16 protein-coding genes are annotated in these 18,200 nt (G+C 54.5%); 9 read left to right on the top strand and 7 right to left on the bottom strand.

The genetic code is table 11. The features are described 5' to 3' along the window. Positions 1-92 precede the first annotated feature (92 nt). Genes GE278_01955 through GE278_01945 form a run of 3 tightly spaced genes read left to right on the top strand, consistent with a single transcriptional unit; the run spans position 93 to position 3,160 of the window. Complete coding sequence (locus GE278_01955) at positions 93-1,271, top strand: ABC transporter permease subunit (GenBank protein ID QLK59617.1); 1,179 nt, start codon at positions 93-95, stop codon at positions 1,269-1,271. A 9-nt stretch (positions 1,272-1,280) separates the two neighbouring features. After that, the gene (locus tag GE278_01950; GenBank protein ID QLK59616.1) at positions 1,281-2,390 is read left to right on the top strand and encodes an ABC transporter permease subunit; all 1,110 of its coding nucleotides are present in this window, start codon (positions 1,281-1,283) and stop codon (positions 2,388-2,390) included. Positions 2,391-2,398: 8 nt separating this feature from the next. Beyond that, a complete protein-coding gene (locus tag GE278_01945; protein QLK59615.1) occupies positions 2,399-3,160 on the top strand; it encodes an ATP-binding cassette domain-containing protein in 762 nt (253 codons plus the stop codon). A 606-nt stretch (positions 3,161-3,766) separates the two neighbouring features. Here GE278_01945 and GE278_01940 read toward each other — a convergent pair. Both GE278_01940 and GE278_01935 read right to left on the bottom strand, forming a co-directional pair. Beyond that, entirely contained in the window at positions 3,767-4,456 is a 690-nt protein-coding gene (locus GE278_01940) for an LrgB family protein (GenBank protein QLK59614.1), read from the bottom strand. Beyond that, positions 4,449-4,871, bottom strand: coding sequence for a CidA/LrgA family protein (locus GE278_01935; protein ID QLK59613.1), 423 nt, complete (start codon positions 4,869-4,871; stop codon positions 4,449-4,451). The genes GE278_01940 and GE278_01935 overlap by 8 nt, the downstream gene beginning before the upstream one ends. A 113-nt stretch (positions 4,872-4,984) precedes the next feature. Here GE278_01935 and GE278_01930 point away from each other — a divergent pair, with 113 nt between their 5' ends. Further along, positions 4,985-5,875 carry a LysR family transcriptional regulator gene (locus GE278_01930; GenBank protein ID QLK59612.1) on the top strand — a complete coding sequence of 297 codons (891 nt, stop codon included), beginning with the start codon at positions 4,985-4,987 and terminating at the stop codon, positions 5,873-5,875. 62 nt (positions 5,876-5,937) lie between these two features. Here the strand turns inward: GE278_01930 and GE278_01925 are convergent, their stop codons facing one another. After that, positions 5,938-7,587 carry a Na+/H+ antiporter gene (locus tag GE278_01925; protein QLK59611.1) on the bottom strand — a complete coding sequence of 550 codons (1,650 nt, stop codon included), beginning with the start codon at positions 7,585-7,587 and terminating at the stop codon, positions 5,938-5,940. 99 nt (positions 7,588-7,686) lie between these two features. Between GE278_01925 and GE278_01920 the strand changes: the two genes are divergently transcribed. After that, positions 7,687-8,196: a hypothetical protein gene (locus GE278_01920; GenBank protein ID QLK59610.1), complete on the top strand. Its 510-nt coding sequence runs from the start codon at positions 7,687-7,689 to the stop codon at positions 8,194-8,196. 86 nt (positions 8,197-8,282) lie between these two features. On the opposite strand, the gene GE278_01915 is transcribed toward GE278_01920, so the two are convergent. Beyond that, positions 8,283-9,650 (bottom strand): permease, encoded by a 1,368-nt coding sequence (locus GE278_01915; protein ID QLK59609.1) that lies wholly within the window; start codon positions 9,648-9,650, stop codon positions 8,283-8,285. A gap of 543 nt (positions 9,651-10,193) precedes the next feature. Then, positions 10,194-10,862, bottom strand: a complete 669-nt coding sequence (locus GE278_01910; protein ID QLK59608.1) for a glutathione S-transferase — start codon at positions 10,860-10,862, stop codon at positions 10,194-10,196. A gap of 268 nt (positions 10,863-11,130) precedes the next feature. Here GE278_01910 and GE278_01905 point away from each other — a divergent pair, with 268 nt between their 5' ends. Then, entirely contained in the window at positions 11,131-13,218 is a 2,088-nt protein-coding gene (locus GE278_01905; GenBank protein QLK59607.1) for an EAL domain-containing protein, read from the top strand. Between the two features lie 340 nt (positions 13,219-13,558). Here the strand turns inward: GE278_01905 and GE278_01900 are convergent, their stop codons facing one another. After that, positions 13,559-14,359 (bottom strand): myo-inositol-1-monophosphatase, encoded by an 801-nt coding sequence (locus GE278_01900; protein ID QLK63160.1) that lies wholly within the window; start codon positions 14,357-14,359, stop codon positions 13,559-13,561. A gap of 182 nt (positions 14,360-14,541) precedes the next feature. Between GE278_01900 and GE278_01895 the strand changes: the two genes are divergently transcribed. From GE278_01895 to modA, 3 genes are all read left to right on the top strand, one after another. After that, on the top strand, positions 14,542-15,174 hold the full coding sequence (locus GE278_01895; GenBank protein ID QLK59606.1) for a LysE family translocator: 633 nt from the start codon (positions 14,542-14,544) through the stop codon (positions 15,172-15,174). 112 nt (positions 15,175-15,286) lie between these two features. Then, positions 15,287-16,360 carry an ABC transporter substrate-binding protein gene (locus tag GE278_01890; protein ID QLK59605.1) on the top strand — a complete coding sequence of 358 codons (1,074 nt, stop codon included), beginning with the start codon at positions 15,287-15,289 and terminating at the stop codon, positions 16,358-16,360. A gap of 52 nt (positions 16,361-16,412) precedes the next feature. After that, on the top strand, positions 16,413-17,153 hold the full coding sequence (gene modA / locus GE278_01885; GenBank protein ID QLK59604.1) for a molybdate ABC transporter substrate-binding protein: 741 nt from the start codon (positions 16,413-16,415) through the stop codon (positions 17,151-17,153). A 5-nt stretch (positions 17,154-17,158) separates the two neighbouring features. Here the strand turns inward: modA and GE278_01880 are convergent, their stop codons facing one another. Then, positions 17,159-18,013, bottom strand: a complete 855-nt coding sequence (locus tag GE278_01880) for a serine protein kinase RIO (GenBank protein ID QLK59603.1) — start codon at positions 18,011-18,013, stop codon at positions 17,159-17,161. Between the last annotated feature and the right edge of the window lie 187 nt (positions 18,014-18,200).

Here is an 18,200-nt window from a genome sequence, read left to right as displayed (position 1 = left end):
TCTTGAAGTTGCAAAGTGTTTAAGGATGTTGATGCACCGGTCGTTCCCCGGTGCATCACTTCCACGGTTTTACCCGCAGGTCGAGGTTAATAATGTCGCAACGCCCAACCGTAAAGGCTTCGTTCTCGCTGACCAACCCGGCAGTCCGCGCCTGGATTTACCAAATTTTCGCGGTGGTGTTGCTGGTAGCCTGTCTCGGTTACCTTCTTCACAACACCATTACCAATCTGACTACACGAGGGATCACCTCGGGATTTGCGTTTCTTGAGAAAGGTGCCGGTTTCGGCATTGTTCAGCATCTGATTGATTACCAGGAAGGCGACACCTACGCCCGCGTCTTTGTTATCGGCCTGCTTAATACCCTGTTGGTTTCTGCACTGTGCATCGTGTTCGCATCGATTCTGGGTTTCATTATCGGGTTAGGACGCCTTTCCGATAACTGGCTGATTCGTAAAGTCTCGACGGTCTATATCGAGACGTTCCGTAACATTCCTCCGCTGTTGCAAATCTTCTTCTGGTACTTCGCGGTACTGCGTAACTTGCCAGGCCCGCGTCAAAGCCTCAAAGCGTTTGATCTGGCCTTCGTCAGCAACCGGGGTTTATACCTGCCCTCACCGGAGTTATCGCCGGGCAGTCTGGCCGGTTTCATCGCCCTGCTGCTGGCCGTGTTCGGGATTTTCGCCCTCAGGCGTTACAACTATTTTCGTCAGATCCACACCGGTCGCGTCTGGCGTATCTGGCCGTGGGCAATTCTGATGCTGGTAGTGTTCCCGGCGCTCGCACACGTATTCTTCGGGCCAGCGGTTCATTGGGACGTTCCTGCCCTGCGAGGATTTAACTTCCGTGGCGGCATGGTGCTGATACCGGAACTGGCGGCATTAACGCTGGCGCTGTCGGTCTACACCTCAACGTTTATCGCCGAAGTGATCCGCTCCGGTATTCAGTCGGTCTCGCACGGTCAGCATGAAGCCGCGCGATCGCTCGGCTTGCCGAATCCGGTCACGCTGCGTCAGGTGATTTTACCGCAGGCGATGCGGGTCATCATTCCGCCGTTGACCAGCCAATACCTGAACATCGTCAAAAACTCTTCGCTGGCCGCAGCGATTGGTTATCCGGATATGGTGTCGCTGTTTGCCGGTACGGTGCTGAATCAGACCGGTCAGGCGATTGAAACCATCGCCATCACCATGTCGGTTTACCTGATCATCAGCCTGCTGATCTCGTTCCTGATGAACATTTATAACCGGCGCATTGCGCTGGTCGAGCGTTAAGGGAAACCCATGACGATGACAACACTTCCTCCAGGAGTCAGAGCCGTGAAGCCCGGCACACCGCTAGGGACTGCCGTACTGTGGGCGCGCAAGAACCTGTTCTCAAGCTGGTTCAACAGTCTGCTGACGGTGTTTTGTTTGTGGCTGATGTGGCTGGTGATCCCTCCGATGCTCAACTGGATTGTCTTTCAGGCGAACTGGGTGGGTACCACGCGCGCAGACTGCACCAAAGCCGGTGCCTGCTGGGTGTTTATCCACGCGCGCTTCGGGCAGTTTATGTATGGCTTATATCCGTTTGATCAACGCTGGCGCATCAACGTCACGCTGATTGTCGGGCTGCTGACTCTTGCACCCATCTTCTTTAAAGCGATGCCGCGCCGCGGACGTTATATCGCGGTGTGGATCGTTCTTTTCCCGATCTTCACCTGGTTCATGCTGTACGGCGGATTCTTTGGTCTGAGCCGCGTGGAAACCCGCCAGTGGGGTGGCCTGACGCTGACGCTTATCATCGCCGCCGTCGGTATTGCAGGGGCGTTACCTCTGGGGATTTTACTGGCGTTGGCGCGACGTTCGCGTCTGCCTATCGTGCGCATACTGTCGGTAATTTTCATTGAGTTCTGGCGAGGCGTTCCGCTCATCACCGTGCTGTTCATGTCCTCTGTGATGCTGCCGCTGTTCATGACCGAAGGAACCAACATCGACAAACTGGTGCGTGCGCTGGTTGGGGTGGTGCTGTTCCAGTCTGCCTATGTCGCAGAAGTGGTGCGTGGTGGCTTACAGGCGTTGCCGAAAGGTCAGACCGAAGCAGCCGAATCGCTGGCGCTGGGCTACTGGAGAACGCAGGGATTAGTTATTCTGCCGCAGGCGTTGAAAATGGTGATACCGGGCCTGGTCAACACCATTATCGCGCTGTTTAAAGACACCAGTCTGGTGATCATCATCGGCCTGTTTGATTTGTTCAGCAGCGTACAGCAAGCCACCGTTGACCCGGAATGGCTCGGTATGTCGACCGAAGGCTATGTCTTCGCCGCCGCCGTTTACTGGATTTTCTGTTTTAGCATGTCGCGTTATAGCCAGCATTTGGAAAGACGCTTTCACACCGGACGTTCCGCACACTGAGGTAAACCATGAGCGACCATCAAGTCACTGAAAACCAAAATATGATGATCACGCTGGAAAACGTGAATAAGTGGTACGGACAGTTCCACGTATTGAAAGACATTAATCTGAGCGTCAAACCGCGCGAGCGCATCGTGTTGTGTGGTCCGTCTGGCTCCGGTAAATCAACGACCATTCGTTGCATCAACCATCTCGAAGAGCATCAGCAAGGCCGCATTATCGTTGATGGCACCGAACTGAACGACGACCTGCGTAATATCGAACGCGTCCGCACGGAAGTTGGCATGGTGTTCCAGCACTTCAATCTGTTCCCGCACCTGACCGTGTTGCAGAACTGTACGCTGGCGCCGTGCTGGGTGCGTAAGATGCCGAAAAAAGAGGCGGAAGAGCTGGCAATGCACTATCTAAAACGCGTGCGCATCGCCGAACACGCCCACAAATTCCCCGGCCAGCTTTCCGGCGGCCAGCAACAGCGCGTTGCCATCGCTCGTTCGCTGTGCATGAAGCCGAAGATCATGTTGTTCGACGAACCGACGTCCGCACTGGATCCGGAAATGGTGAAAGAAGTCTTAGACACCATGATCGGTTTAGCAGAAGAAGGCATGACGATGTTATGCGTGACGCATGAGATGGGATTTGCGCGGACGGTGGCCGACCGGGTGATCTTTATGGATCGCGGTGAGATCGTGGAAGAAGCGCCGCCGCTGGAATTCTTTGCAAATCCTAAATCGGCGAGGACAAGAGAGTTTCTGTCACAGGTGATTCATTAAGCTGAGGCCGCAGCTTGACCGGCATCTAAACGGCATAGTGAACGTTTCGGTTTCTCAATAGCGGTGAGCACTTATCGCGCTGCGCCGAAACCGCCCAAAAGGGGAAAGTGCTTTTCCCCTTTTGGATTTCCCCTCGCTTTTTCAACACGCGCTATTGCTCGCTGGCCATGTTTCAGCCACCACAGTGACAGGCTGGAAATCTTGCCGCTGCGCGGTTCCTTCTCTCGGTCCTGGAGCCTTTGGTCTCCAGGCCGCTCCGTTCAGCAAGATGTCTGAATCGCCCTCAGAAAAGAAGGTTGTGAGGTTGCGAAGTATAGGCCTGAAGCCGCGTTCAAAAATCACGCCGGAGGAGAGGTGGAAAACCGCGCGTCTTTTTGCGCGGGTTGTAACCCGAACGGAGGGCACCGCGCAGCGGCGGGATTTTGCGGCTGTAGTTGCGGTACCTGAAACATAGCTTGCGAGCGGAGCGCGCAGTTAAAAAAGCGCGGAGTCCAGAGGCCCGCGCGTTACCGGGTCTCTGGTCGGTGTGGGCCGACGCCCACGACCTTGAATTTGAATTTGAATTTGAATTTGAACTTAAAGTTTCAGATCTTTTTCAAAAGATCATCACCACATCACTACCCCGATCATCGGCGCAATCACCACCGTCACAACCCCCGCCAACATCATCACGAGACTCGAGACTACGCCTTCTTCCGCGCCCAGTTCATAGGCTCTGGCCGTGCCTGCACCATGCGATGCGGCCCCGAATCCGGCGCCTTTAGCGAGACCGCTTTTCACCGCCAGACGAAGAAATAACATATCGCCGACGGCCATGCCGAATACACCGGTAATCACCACAAACAGCGCCACCAGATCCGGCTGTCCGCCCATTTGTTTTGCCGCGGCCAGTGCGAACGGCGTGGTAATCGAACGCACCGCCAGACTGCGCTGGATTTCTTCCGGCAGCGTCAACATTCTCGCCAGCCAGACGGAGCTGCTAACCGCTACAACGATAGCCGTCAACACGCCCGCGCTGAGAGACATCCAGTGGCGGCGGATCACCGCCATGTTTTCATACACCGGCACCGCGAAGGCAATAGTTGACGGCCCAAGCAGCCACAGCAGCCAGTGGGTTTCGCCGATATAATCCTGATAGGACGTGCGTGTCGCCACCAGCAACACCACCAGCACAATTGGCGTGAATACCAACGGCATCAGAAGTAATGTGCGGCGGTGGCGGTAAAGTTTTTTGTTGGCGTAATACAGGCCAAGCGTGATGACAAAACACAAAATACTGATGAGCAAATCAGTCACGGGATGCCTTCCTCGCCGCCAGACGCTGTTCCAACCGGTAAACCCGTTCCACGACTAACGCCGTTGCGCCAAGCGTCAGCACAGTGCTGATACCAATCACCAGAAAAATCTTCCAGCCTTCGATCATCAGCAACTGCGCGTAATTCACTACCGCGACTACGGCGGGGACGAAGAACAGCAGCATTTCAGCCAGCAACCACCGTGACCCGGCCTTCACCCATTTCAGTGGTAACACGCGAAACATAATCAGCAGCAAAAGCATCAGCATCCCGACAATGTTAGCGGGTAGCGGCAGATGCAGCGCGGTAACCAGGCGATCGGCAATCACGAATAACACCGCATATAAAACCACCTGAACGGGGATTTGGCAGCGGATCAACAGGGACGGCGCTTTAGTGCGCAACGCCAACAACATGGGGACGACCTCGGAAGGCGAAAAAAGAGAAGAAATGAAGTATACGCTGGCAGGAAACCGGTAAAGAAATGAATTAAAATCATAAAAATGATTCCCAAACGGAATACTTAAAAATGGACGTCCGTACGCTACGTTATTTCGTCGAAGTAGTCCGCCAGCAGAGCTTCACCCGCGCGGCGGAAAAGCTGTTCGTCACCCAGCCGACCATCAGCAAAATGCTACGGCATCTGGAAGAGGAGCTCGAATGCACACTGATTGTCCGCGAAGGACGGCGCTTACGGCTGACTGACAGCGGCCAGGCGCTCTATCAGCGCGGGCTGAATATCCTCGAAGAGTTTCGCCAGCTGGAAGCCGAACTCGAAGACATCAATTCTTTGAAATCAGGCCACCTGCGGCTGGGCATTCCGCCGATGGTCGGTACGCAGATTGCGCCGCTGATCGGCAGTTTCCGTCAACAATATCCGGGTATCGAACTGGTCATCTCTGAATTTGGCGGGCTAACCGTGCAACAGGCGGTCATCTCCGGCGAACTGGATCTGGCGCTCACCGCACTGCCCGCCGACGCCGTGCCTTCTATCGCGTCGCTTCTCCTCTTCAGTCATCCGCTGTGCGTGGTGGTACCGCGCACACCACACTGGCAGAACCGTACCCGCATCGCCCTCAGCGAGCTGGCGGATGAAAGCATCCTGATTTACAACGAAGATTTCGCACTGTACCGGCAACTGATGGACGCGTTTACTGCGCAAGGTTTCATCCCAAAAATCGCCGCCCGCAGCGGACAATGGGACTTTTTAGCCGCGATGGTGCAAACCGGTATGGGCGTGGCGATACTGCCCGAACCTATCTGTCAGCGACTGGATAAAAACGCGCTGATGTGGCTGCCGCTGGAGCCACTGATGCCTTGGCAGCTCGGCCTTATCTGGCACGACGGCAGTTACCTTTCTAACAGCGCGCAGGCGTGGATTACGCTTTGTCGGGATTACTGGAAACCGGCGCCACGCTGATATAAAAAAACCGCCTACACCTTGCAGCGCACGCGGTTTTTTCAACCCATCGGATGGATGGGTTACACTTCTTTTTCCACCAGCAACGCTTCCAGCAAATCGAGATCATGCAGCAGTTTTTGCAGCGTCTCGTTGCTGATTTTCTGGGTGGCGCGCAGGTGATACAGCTCGCCACGTTCAGCGCGCAGCGCGGTCAGGCGGAAACGACGCTCGAGGTTTTCCAGCTTCAGTGCGGTTTCCATGTCATCACGGTTTGCCGTCCTTCGCCTCAGCGTCCCGATCACCCGCGAACTGATTTCCTTCAACGTCTGTTCATCGATGTTCTCTTCGGTATCGGCCGCCAGACGTTCTTCCATCTTGTGCAGGCTTTCGATCGCCACTTCCGCCGCGATAGATTTCGCCATACGCTCTTCTTCTCGATACGCCGAGCCATCGGCGACAACCACGCCTTTGAGCAGGAATGGCAAGGCAATCACACCGGCAATTAACGAGAACAGAATGACGCCGGTCGCCAGAAAGACCAGCTGATAACGCGACGGGAAGGCAGAACCATCGGCCAGGAATAGCGGAATCGAGAGCACACCGGCGAGGGTAATTGCCCCGCGCACACCAGCAAACGACGCCACCCACAGCTCACGCGTGCTGTAGCTGCCGAACAGCAGCGGTTTCTTTTTCAGGAAGCGGTTGCTGAAGTTCTTCATCACCCACAGCCAGACGAAACGCAGGATCAGCAGCGCAAAGTAGATAATCCCGACATCGGCAAACAGGTGCCAGGTCACGATTGACGGATCATGCGTTGCCTGATCGATCGAGTTTTCCAAAATGCCCGGCAGTTGCAGGCCCAGCATGATGAACACCATGCCGTTGAACACAAACTCGAGCATCGCCCAGACGCTGTTCGCACGCAGACGCATCGCCAGCGGCGCGTTGCGGATAATGCCTGACTGGCTGATGGTCATACCGGCAGCTACGGCGGCCAGAATGCCCGATACGCCGATGTGTTCAGCGATCAGATAAGACGCGAACGGTAGCAGCAACAGGAACACGATTTGCGTCGCCGGATCATCACCACTCCAGCGGCTCATGATGCGCAGCGATTTACTGTACAGCCACGTCACCGCGACACCCGCCATCAGGCCGCCGATGGCGACTTTCAGGAACTCGACGCTCGCGCCGCCGACGGTGAAAATCATCGTGCCCATCGCGACGGCGATGGCGAATTTCAGCGACACCAGACCGGACGCATCATTCATCAGCGCTTCACCTTCCAGCACGCTCATGATCGACTTCGGAATGCGGCCTTTACCGACAATTCCGCCCAACGCCACGGCATCGGTCGGTGACAGCACAGCAGCCAGCGCAAACGCTGCGACCAGCGGAATATCCGGCACCATCATATAAATCAGATAGCCGATACCGACGACGGTGAGCAGCACCAGCACCAGCGCCAGCCCAAGTATTTCGCGACCGTGGTGGAGGAATTCACGGGTCGGGGTTTTCCAGCCATCCGCGAACAGCAGAGGCGGAATGAAGAGGACTAAAAACAGTTCCGGGTCGAAATCCACGTGCAGACCAAAATTCGGCCAGGCCAGCAAGGCACCGACGGCGATCTGCATTAATGGAAGAGGAATTTGAAACGGCAACATTCTGGTTACGACACCGGAGAGCGACACCACCAGAATCAAAATCAGAATGGTAAAGAATATTTCCATGCTTTCCTTAGACTCTTGTTTTTATGATTTTAATCAGACAGGGTCTGACACATACAGGGGGAATAGTAGATCAAAAAAAGCGTACTTTTAAATCAGAGCGTGCTTAAAGCCGCTTTTAAACCCAAGTTCAAGGTCAACACCGTGGGCTCGCCGCCCACACGGGCCCAAAGGGTTTTAAACGAAACCCTTTGGAATCCTGCGTTTTTAAACGGCGCGCTATCGCAGGTACGATGGACATGTCTCGGTACATTAGTGTGTGGCGCAAAATATTGCCGCTGCGCGGTTCCTTCTCTCGGTCTTCGAGCCACAGGTCTCGAAGCCGCTCCGTTCAGCAAAATTTTTAATCACGCCATTTCACTCTCTGAAAAGCAGATCGGTTTTGAATTTAAGATTGTGCGGGCGATTCAGAAATCTTGCCGAACGGAGCGGCCTGAAGACCCAGGGCTTCAGGACCGAGAGAGGGAACCGCGCAGCGGCAAGATTTCCAGCCTGTCGCAGCGGTTGCTGAAACATAGCCAGCGAGCGACAGCGCGAAGTAAAAAAGCGAGGAGGAATCCAAAGGAGGAAAAGCACTTTCCTCCTTTGGGCGGTTTGGGCGCAGCGCGTTAAGCGATCACCGCATGTAAGAAACCGAAATTTTCTCAGTCAGCCCGCCGGTGCAACCGGCCAAAGCCGCCAAATGCCCGGCCAGGCATTTATATCGCCCACCCACCTGCATAAAACACCACCAACGCTACCGCGATGATCACCGTCCCAACGTTAAGCTTGCGCCATTCGCCCGAGAAGATACGGCCAATCACCAGCGCGCTGAAGCCCAGCATGATGCCGGTGACGATGTTACAGGTCAGCACGATAAATACCGCGCATAACAAACCCGCCATGGCATCGACAAAATCAGTGAAATCCAGTTTGTTGACGTTGCTCAGCATCAGCAGGCCGACGTACATCAGCGCTGGGGCGGTGGCGTAAGCTGGCACCAGATAGGAGAGCGGAGAGAGGAACAACATCAGCAGGAATAACACGCCGACGACGGTGGCGGTCAGGCCGGTTTTACCGCCCGCCGCCGTGCCTGCGGCTGACTCGATGTAAACCGCAGCCGGAGACGCGCCAACCAGGGAGGCAAAAATGCTGCTGACGGAGTCGGCTGTCAGGGCTTTACCGCCGCTGATGATCTGACCCTTTTCGTCCAGCAGATTAGCCTGCCCGGCCACCGCACGGATGGTGCCGGTGGCGTCAAAGACCGCCGTCATCACCAGCGCCAGAACGCTTGGCAAGACTGCCGCTTTCATCGCGCCCATGATGTCGAGATCGAAAATCACTGATTTACCATCCGCGCCCGCCAGAGAAGGCATCGCGAATAAGCCCTGATATTTCACTGCCGGATCGAAAATCAGGCCGATAATCGAAATCGCGATGATCACCAGAAGAATGCCGCCCGGCACGCGCAGTTTTTCAAGGCCGAAAATCACCGCCAGACCCAGCAACGTCATGACCACAGGGAAAGAGGTGAAAGCACCCAGCGCGACAGGCAAACCGTCTAACGGGTTTTTGACCACCAGCCCGACACCGTTGGCGGCGATCAGCAGCAGGAACAAACCGATACCGATGCCGGTACCGTGCGCAACACCCATCGGCAGATTGCGCAATATCCACGAACGGATCCCGGTGACCGAGATAATTGTGAACAACACGCCCATCAGGAAGACCGCGCCCAGCGCAACCGGCACGCTGATGTGCTGACCGAGTACCAGACTAAATGCAGTAAACGCCGTCAGGGAGATGGCACAGCCAATCGCCAGTGGCAGATTTGCCCATAGCCCCATCAGCAGGGAACCGAAACCGGCGACCAGACAGGTCGCGACAAACACCGCGGTCGGCGAGAAGCCCGCTTTACCGAGCATAGACGGCACCACAATCACCGAATACACCATGGCCAGGAACGTCGTTAACCCGGCGATCACTTCCTGACGCACGTTACTGCCACGCGCACTGATTTTGAAATAAGCATCAAGCGGGCCCTTTGGCGCAATCGCGCGGCCCGTTTGAGGTTGTTGACTCGACATGGAAAATCCTCTGGATGTCTTTACGAAATAGCCTGCGTGGTCATTATGAAACCGTTTCTTCACGTTCGCTTCCCTACCGGCTGCGATGAACACCGGCGAAACCGGCATTAACACCTCAGGGCAAACGTTTAACTCACATCGCGTATGGCGGGACTAAAATTTGGCGCAAACGATTATCCGGTCTCTTATACCCTCTTTTCAACTCCGTTTGACGACAATTTACCTTTGTCCGGTCAATAAAAATGCGAATTTGCTGCAAATTCACTCCTGTGGCGATTTACTGAACGGTATCGGTTGCGCACACGATGACGGCCACGTGGAAATCGTGGATGTATAAAAAGAAAAGGAAAGTGACGTCAGAATTAAAAAAGACCCTGAAAAAGAAGAGAGAAAACCAAAACAGTGATCGAAGAAATGAAAAGCAAAATAGCATGACTGTTTTTAAGGGTTATTTTTAAAAGCGTTCATTAAGTAAAATATTTCACTGATGAACGCCCGAAATAAAATAACACCGGCGTCAGAACTCAGCGGTGTTTAAAAAAGCTAGCGCATTATCGTAAATGGCCCTCCTGTTTCCAGGGCCTTTTGATAAGCCGGGCGCGCCGTGACATTTGATAGCCACGCATTCAGATGAGGGTATTTTCCCAACCCGGCACGCGCATTAATGGCTTCAACCGGGAAGCTCATCTGAATGTCAGCCGCGCTGAACTGATAACCAGCGAAATAAGGATGCGTGGCGAGATGCTGTTCGAGGTAATCCATATGGGTGACCAGCTGCTTGTCGATGTATTTTTTCTGCACTCCCTGGCCGATCGCTCCGGCAATCGGACGGATTAACCACGGCATCGGCGGTTTACCTAAACGCCCAAATATCAGTTTCATCACCAGCAGCGGCATCAGCGAACCTTCAGCATAATGCATCCAATAACGGTATTGCTGGCGCTCGGCAAAAGCGGCCGGTTTGAGCAGCCCTTCGGTATCATAAACTTCCTGCAAGTATTCAATGATAGCGCCGGATTCAGCGAGGATTAGCCCGTTATCCTCCAGCACCGGTGATTTTCCCAGAGGATGCACCTTTTTGAGGGAGGCAGGCGCCAGCATAGTGGATTTATCCCGCTGATAACGCTCAATTTCATAAGGGACGTTCACTTCTTCCAGCATCCACAGAATTCGCTGTGAACGTGAATTATCCAGATGATGTACTTTAATCATAATTCTGTTCCATCCCGTGACGTTTAATTATTTGTTAACTATAGACAACAGTTTCATTCTCTGTTTATCACGCCTTTAAAAACCTTGTTTTTCGCAAGTGTAATTGTATGGCTCTATTTTTTTATTTGATTAAATTCACTTACAGATTAATCTTAATAACACGAAAAACTCTCTCGTGACTTCATTCGCGTTTAATAACTCTACTGCGATTATTGCCGAATATAAAAATAGCCCGTCGTTTTTGACCCCTGCTTGTGTGGAGCCTTACATGTTTTCCAGTAATTACAACAATGTGCTGGTGATGTTTTCATTCATTGTTGCAATGCTTGCCTCTTATACCGCGCTGGATATGGCCGGTCGGGTCGCGACCACTCAGGGAAAGGCTTCCCGTCTCTGGTTAACCGGTGGCGCTATTGCCATGGGGATCGGTGTCTGGTCGATGCACTTCATCGGAATGCTGGCATTCAATTCAACAGTATCAATGGGTTACGACCCTCTGATCACTTTACTCTCTATGCTCATCGCTATTATTTCTTCCGCCTTTGCGCTGTGGCTGGTATGTCTGCCGCAGTTGCCGGTGATGCGCTTACTGGCCGGTTCATTGCTGATGGGCGGTGGCATTGCCGCGATGCATTACACCGGCATGGCGGCGATGCGCATGATGCCTGCGATCGTCTATAACATGCCGTGGGTGATGGTTTCTGTGCTGGTGGCCGTGGTGGCCTCGGGCGCGGCGCTGTGGATGGCATTCCATTTGCGCCAGCAGTCGCCGAATGTGCGTTTGTTGCGCATCAGCGCGGCGGTGATCATGGGCACTGCGATTGTCGGTATGCACTACATCGGCATGGCCGCGGCTAATTTCCCGCCAATGAGTCACAGCATGGCGGCGTACAGCGGCGTGGATAATAACTGGCTGGCATTGCTGGTGATTGTGGTGACGCTGGCAATTCTGGCGATTACGCTGATTATCTCGGTGCTCGACGGCCGTATGCAGGCGCGCACCTCGGTGCTGGCCTCTTCGCTGGCACAGGCTAACCGGGAACTGACGCAGCTTGCGCTGCACGACAATCTGACCAAACTGCCAAACCGTTTGCTGCTCGAAGATCGCCTTGGTCAGGCGGTGCAGAAAGCCACGCGCGGGGAATCCGAATTTGCCGTGCTGTTTATCGATCTTGATGGTTTTAAAGCAGTGAACGATGCCTTCGGCCATCATATCGGCGATCAGTTGCTGGTCTCAGTAACAGAACGCCTGCTGTCGCATGTCCGCGCGTCGGATACGCTGGCGCGTCTGGGCGGTGATGAATTTGTCCTGCTGACCGAAATCACCGAACCCCACGATGCCTCGCAACTGGCAGATAAACTGGTGCATCTGATTGCGCGTCCGTTCTACGTTTCCCGCTATGAACTGCTGGTCTCAGCCAGTATTGGTATCGCGGTCTATCCGGGCGACGGCGAGAACGAACGCGAGCTGATGCTCAATGCCGATGCGGCGATGTACCACACCAAAAACTCGGGGCGCAACGGCCACAGCTTCTTCCAGCCGTCGATGAACGCCAATGCTCAGAATCAGCTACAGATGCTTAACGATCTGCGTCTGGCAATCGAGCATCATGAACTGCGTCTGCATTATCAGCCGAAATTTATCGCACCTTACGGCCCGGTAAGCGGTTTCGAAGCCCTGCTGCGCTGGGAGCGCGAGGGTAAAACCCTCAGCCCGGACGTGTTCCTGCCGCTGGCGGAAAAAACCGGTCTCATTATTCCCATCGGCGAATGGGTCCTGAACGAAGCCTGCCGCCAGCTACGTGAATGGCACCTCGACGGGCACACTACCTGGACGGTGGCGGTGAATCTTTCCGCCCTGCAATTTGAGCAGGCCAATCTGGTGGAGATGGTGATCGATACCGTGGAGCGTCACCATATTCCGCCTGAGATGCTGACGCTGGAAGTCACTGAAACTACCGCGATGCGCAACCCGGACGTCAGCGTGGCGATCCTCGAGCGCCTCACGCAGTACGGCGTGAAGGCGTCGATTGATGATTTCGGCACCGGCTATTCCAGCCTGCTGTACCTGAAACGTTTACCGGCCAGCGAGCTGAAAATAGACGGCGCCTTTATTAACGATCTGATTGCCGGAAGCGAAGACGCCAGCATTGTCTCGGCGATTATCGCTCTCGGCCAGACGCTGAATCTGAAAGTGGTGGCAGAAGGTGTGGAAACCACCCAGCAACAGGATTTTCTCACCCAACTGGGCTGTGACACGCTACAGGGCTACCTGCTCGGACGTCCGATGACACCTGAGCAAATCGCCCGACACCCGGAGTCTGCATGGGAGCCGCAGAATTCCATCACGCAGTAACCCTGAAGTGTCTCTGAATTAACTCGCCGCTGTGCGGAAAAACGCACAGCGTTGCGCAATTCGAGACTCTGCTCCGTCAGTGATTACTCCGCCGCCTGTTCCACCAGCGCGGTAGTCTTCAATCTGCTGATTACTATTCTTTAGCTGCCAGGCGAAGGGGAACTTCATGGTGAAGTGAAACAACATTTCATTTTGTTCAATGGGATTATTTATCCTGTAATCAGTCGGTTGCCGGACAAATTCAGGATGTTACTTAACGGGGGAAATTATGAGGAGAACGGCATTTTTCCGCTGTACCCCCGGCAATGTCCGGGAGCACGGTCTGGCATAGAACGAGGTCTTAGTGTGGCTCGAAACCCGGCCATAAGGACTCTGCTGTGGCCATCAGTGAAGGCGTTCCGGTGGCGACCGCCATATGGCGATAATTCTCGTTTCCGGCTGTGCCGGTAAAGCGGACGACAGTTTGCAACCCGGCTTCCTGACACAAAACCGCCCCCCCGGCGATATCCCACAGCGTGGTGCGGCGTTGCAGGTGACCGTCAATAATCCCTTTAGCGGCGAAAACCATGCCGATGGTAGTACAGCGATAGCAATGCACCGACCACTCAGCCGCCCGCAGGCCGCGATAAAACGCCGAGGCTTCATCCAGCTTGTCGTCAGAACTGTCGCCCAGCGAGACAATCTGCACATCGCCAAAACGGTCATCACGGCGGAAAGGTTTGCCGTTATGGAAGATGCCTTTACCGGATTCTGCGGCGAACACCTCATTTAACACCGGCAGCGCAACCACGCCGATCACCGGCTTCTTGTTCTCCACCAGCCCGAGCGATATGCCCCACAGCGGCGAACCGCGCAGAAAATTCGACGTGCCGTCAATCGGGTCGATCACCCAACAGGCCGCGTCCGTCAGCACGCCGCCCATCTCCTCGCCAATGATGGCATCCTGCGGAAAATGCTCAGCCAGCTGCGCGCGGATAAACTGCTCCACGGCCACATCGGCCTCTGACACGAAATCCTGCGGACGTTTACTGCTGACTTCTATGCTGTCACGGCGGTTAAAAAATCCCAGCGCCAGTTCAGCGGCCTGTGCCGTAATCTGGCTGGCTTTCGCCAGACGCACGGACATCGTGGTATTGGTCATCATCAATCCTGATTTATAGTCTGAAGGGAAAATCCCTCTCATAGAATGTACATGATTTTATCTGGTGACGATGAAGGCAGGATGACAACCGGCGTGATAATCATTTTCTAAAGGCTTGCCAAAACAGCCTGAAAACCACTATATCTTTATGCTCGACGTTTTTGATTTCACCGGAGAATGCCATGCCCGATGCCGCCCATTTGCTGCCCTTTTTATTGATTTGCGTCGGACTGGTGCTCACACCCGGCCCGAACATGATTTATCTGATCTCGCGTTCACTGTGTCAGGGCCCGAAAGCGGGGCTTATCTCGCTCGGCGGCGTAGTGGTCGGTTTTCTGTTTTATATGGTGTTTTCAGCGCTGGGCATCACCGCATTGCTGATGGCAGTGCCGTTTGCCTATGATGCGCTGCGCATTTGTGGCGCGGCCTACCTGCTGTATATGGCGTGGAATGCGGTGAAACCCGGCGGGCGCTCACCGTTTCAGGTGAAGGATTTACCGCAAGACAGCAACAAAAAGCTGTTCACCATGGGACTGGTGACCAATTTGCTGAATCCGAAAGCGGCCGTGCTCTACCTTTCTTTGCTGCCACAATTTATTGTACCGTCGCAGGGGCATGTGCTGATGCAGTCACTGGTGCTGGGCGGTTCGCAAATCATGATAAGCTTTACGTTTAATGCGCTGATCGCGGTTTCGGCAGGCTATATCGCGGCATTTCTGGCAGGTCGTCCTTTGTGGATGGTCATTCAGCGCTGGCTGATGGGCGCAGTGCTCGGCGGGCTGGCGGTGAAAATGCTCACCGAAGGCCGTAAGTAACGCTTCTCTTTGGCGACAGTGCTGTTTCTAGAAGCGGCATTGTCGCCAGTCATATTCATCACGTTATTAACGCTATATAATTCTCTGCATAACGAAACCAGAGGATTTCTCCGTGCGCACTTTTTCATCCACCGTTTTACTCGGACTCGTTCTGAGCTTTGCTTCGCATTCCGCTCTCGCTTCCCGCCAGATTACCGACCAGCTGGGCCGTCAGGTCACGATCCCTGATGAAGTTGATCGCGTGGTCGTGCTGCAACATCAAACCCTGAATCTGCTGGTACAGCTGGACGCCACTAAAGACATCGTCGGCGTACTCAATAACTGGCAGCAGCAGCTCGGCAGCGGCTACGTGCGTCTCGCGCCGTCGCTGGTGAAAACGCCGGTGGTGGGCGATCTGACCAGCGTGAATCTGGAAAGCGTGGTGGCACTGCATCCACAGGTGGTGTTCGTCACCAACTATGCACCACAGGAAATGATCGACCAGATTAGTCAGACCGGCATCGCCGTGGTGGCAGTTTCCCTGCGTGACGACCCGAAGGGCGAAGAACACAAGATGAACCCGGCGCTGCCGGATGAGGACAAAGCCTATACCGAAGGATTGAAAAAAGGCATTCAGTTGATTGGTGAGGTGGTGAACCGCCAGAAACAGGCGCAGGCATTGATCGACTATACTTTTTCACAGCGCCAGTTAACGGGCGACCGGCTGAAAACCATTCCAGCTGACCAGCGTATCCGCACGTATATGGCCAATCCTGACCTGACCACCTACGGTTCCGGTAAATATACCGGTCTGATGATGGCCCGCGCGGGGGCAATGAACGTGGCCGCTGCGACGGTGAAAGGTTACAAGCAGGTATCGCTTGAACAGGTGATCGCCTGGAACCCGCAGGTGATCTTCGTGCAGGACAGGTATCCGGAAGTGGTCGGACAGATCACCCAGGATCCGAACTGGCAGAGTATCGACGCAGTGAAAAATCACCGTGTCTACCTGATGCCGGAATACGCCAAAGCCTGGGGCTACCCGATGCCTGAAGCGATGGCGATCGGTGAATTATGGATGGCGAAAAAATTGTATCCGCAAAAATTCACCGACATCGATATGCAAAAACAGGCCGATGCCTACTATCAACGCTTCTACCGGACGGATTTCAAACCCGCCGCAAAAGCCCCGCACGCCGGGAAATAATTTTCTTCTCCGGCGTCGCGCATATTTTGAAGCAATGTGACAAGGAGATCTGATGACCAAAGCGATCAAAGTGCTCGCCGCAGGCAGCCTGCGACGAGCGTGGGCGCCTCTGTGTGAGGCGTTTCTGGCACAAACTGGCACCAAAGTGGTGACGGAATTCGGCCCCGCCGGGCTGCTGCGTGAGCGCATCGAAAAAGGGGAGAAAACGGATTTGTTTGCCTCGGCGAACACTACGCATCCGCTGGCACTGCAACAGCACGGCAAGGCGCTAAGCGTGGAAACGTTCTGCGGCAACAGCCTGTGCGTGACGGCGCGCAAAGGGCCGGATCTGGAGAAGCTGAACTGGCTGAGTGTTCTGCTCGATCCGCGTTTTCGCCTGGCGACCTCAACGCCGCTGAGCGATCCGTCCGGAGATTACACCTGGAAGATGTTCGAGCAGATCGAGCGTCGCCATCCGGATGCCGGTGCGATACTGCGCAATAAAGCGCTGCGACTGGTGGGCGGTGAGAACTCGGCGAAGGTGCCGGAGGGGAAACTGGCGGCAGAATGGCTGATTTGTACCGGGCAGGCCGACGTGTTTATCGGCTACACCAGTTACGCCACCCTGCTGCGGGAAAACGATGAGCTGGAGGTCTTTAATATTCCTGCTGATTACAACGTGCGCGCCAGCTATGCGCTCGCCACCTGTACCGAAAAAGCGAAACCGCTGGCGGACTTCATCCTTTCAGAAACCGGCCAGCATATTTTGCAGAACGCCGGTTTTTGCGGGAAACATGCGGTGATGCCTGACTGAGCAACTCAGTCGAAATCTCGTTCCTTCATTGCCCGCTGACGATCGTAAAACTCATCTTCGGCGGCAATGATTTCATCGAGCAGTGAATCTACATCGGCTTTATGCGTATCTTCTGCGAACTCACCGGTCAGAATGGTTTCCGGCGTCAGTTTGCCATCTTCATACAATGCCCAGATTTCTTTCGCATAACGCGTGGTTTCCAGTTGCGGTGCAAAGCGGCTGTAGTATTCGGTCATGTTATTCACATCGCGCTCAAACATGGATTCGGCATGATTATTAGCTGCCGCATCCACTGCCTGAGGCAGATCGATAATCACCGGTCCTTCGGCATCCATCAGCACGTTAAATTCTGACAAATCACCGTGAACGATACCGGCGCAAAGCATCCGCACGATATTGCGGATCATCGTCTCGAAATCGGCGACGGCTTCTTCTTCCGTGAGGATCACATCGCTCAGACGCGGCGCAACCACGCCATCACCGTCGGTGATGAGTTCCATCAGCAGTACACCGTCGAGGCAAATATAGGGCTGCGGTACGCGCACACCGGCATTTGCCAGACGAAACAGCGCATCGACTTCCGCCGTCTGCCAGGATTCTTCCTGCTGTTTACGGCCAAACTTCGAGCCTTTTTGCATCGCACGTGCGTTGCGGCTGTTACGGACTTTTCGGCCTTCCTGATACTGCACGGCCTGCTTGAAGCTACGCTGCGTCGCTTCCTTGTAAACCTTGGCGCAACGGATCTCTTCACCGCATAAAACAGTGTAAACGTCGGCTTCTTTGCCACTTTTCAGTCGACGGACCACATCGTCTATCAGGCCGTCATCCACCAGAGGTTGGATTCTATTTGGGATTTTCATGCAGCCTTGTACCTTATTTCAGCGCGTGAGGGAATGACCTGCGCGATATTCCCTGCATTACACACCAGACACGCCGTTCGCGTCATCCTCGTTATCGCTATAGACCGGTCAAAAGACAGACCCCCTAAACATCACTAGTTTAACGTAGTGACAGCATGGTGGATACTTTCTGCACGTATCTTCTCGC

This window comes from Enterobacteriaceae bacterium Kacie_13 (genome assembly GCA_013457415.1).
GTDB lineage: Bacteria > Pseudomonadota > Gammaproteobacteria > Enterobacterales > Enterobacteriaceae > Rahnella.
The sequence above is the reverse complement of the archived record's forward strand: the minus strand, read 5'-3'. Positions and strand labels throughout refer to the sequence as shown.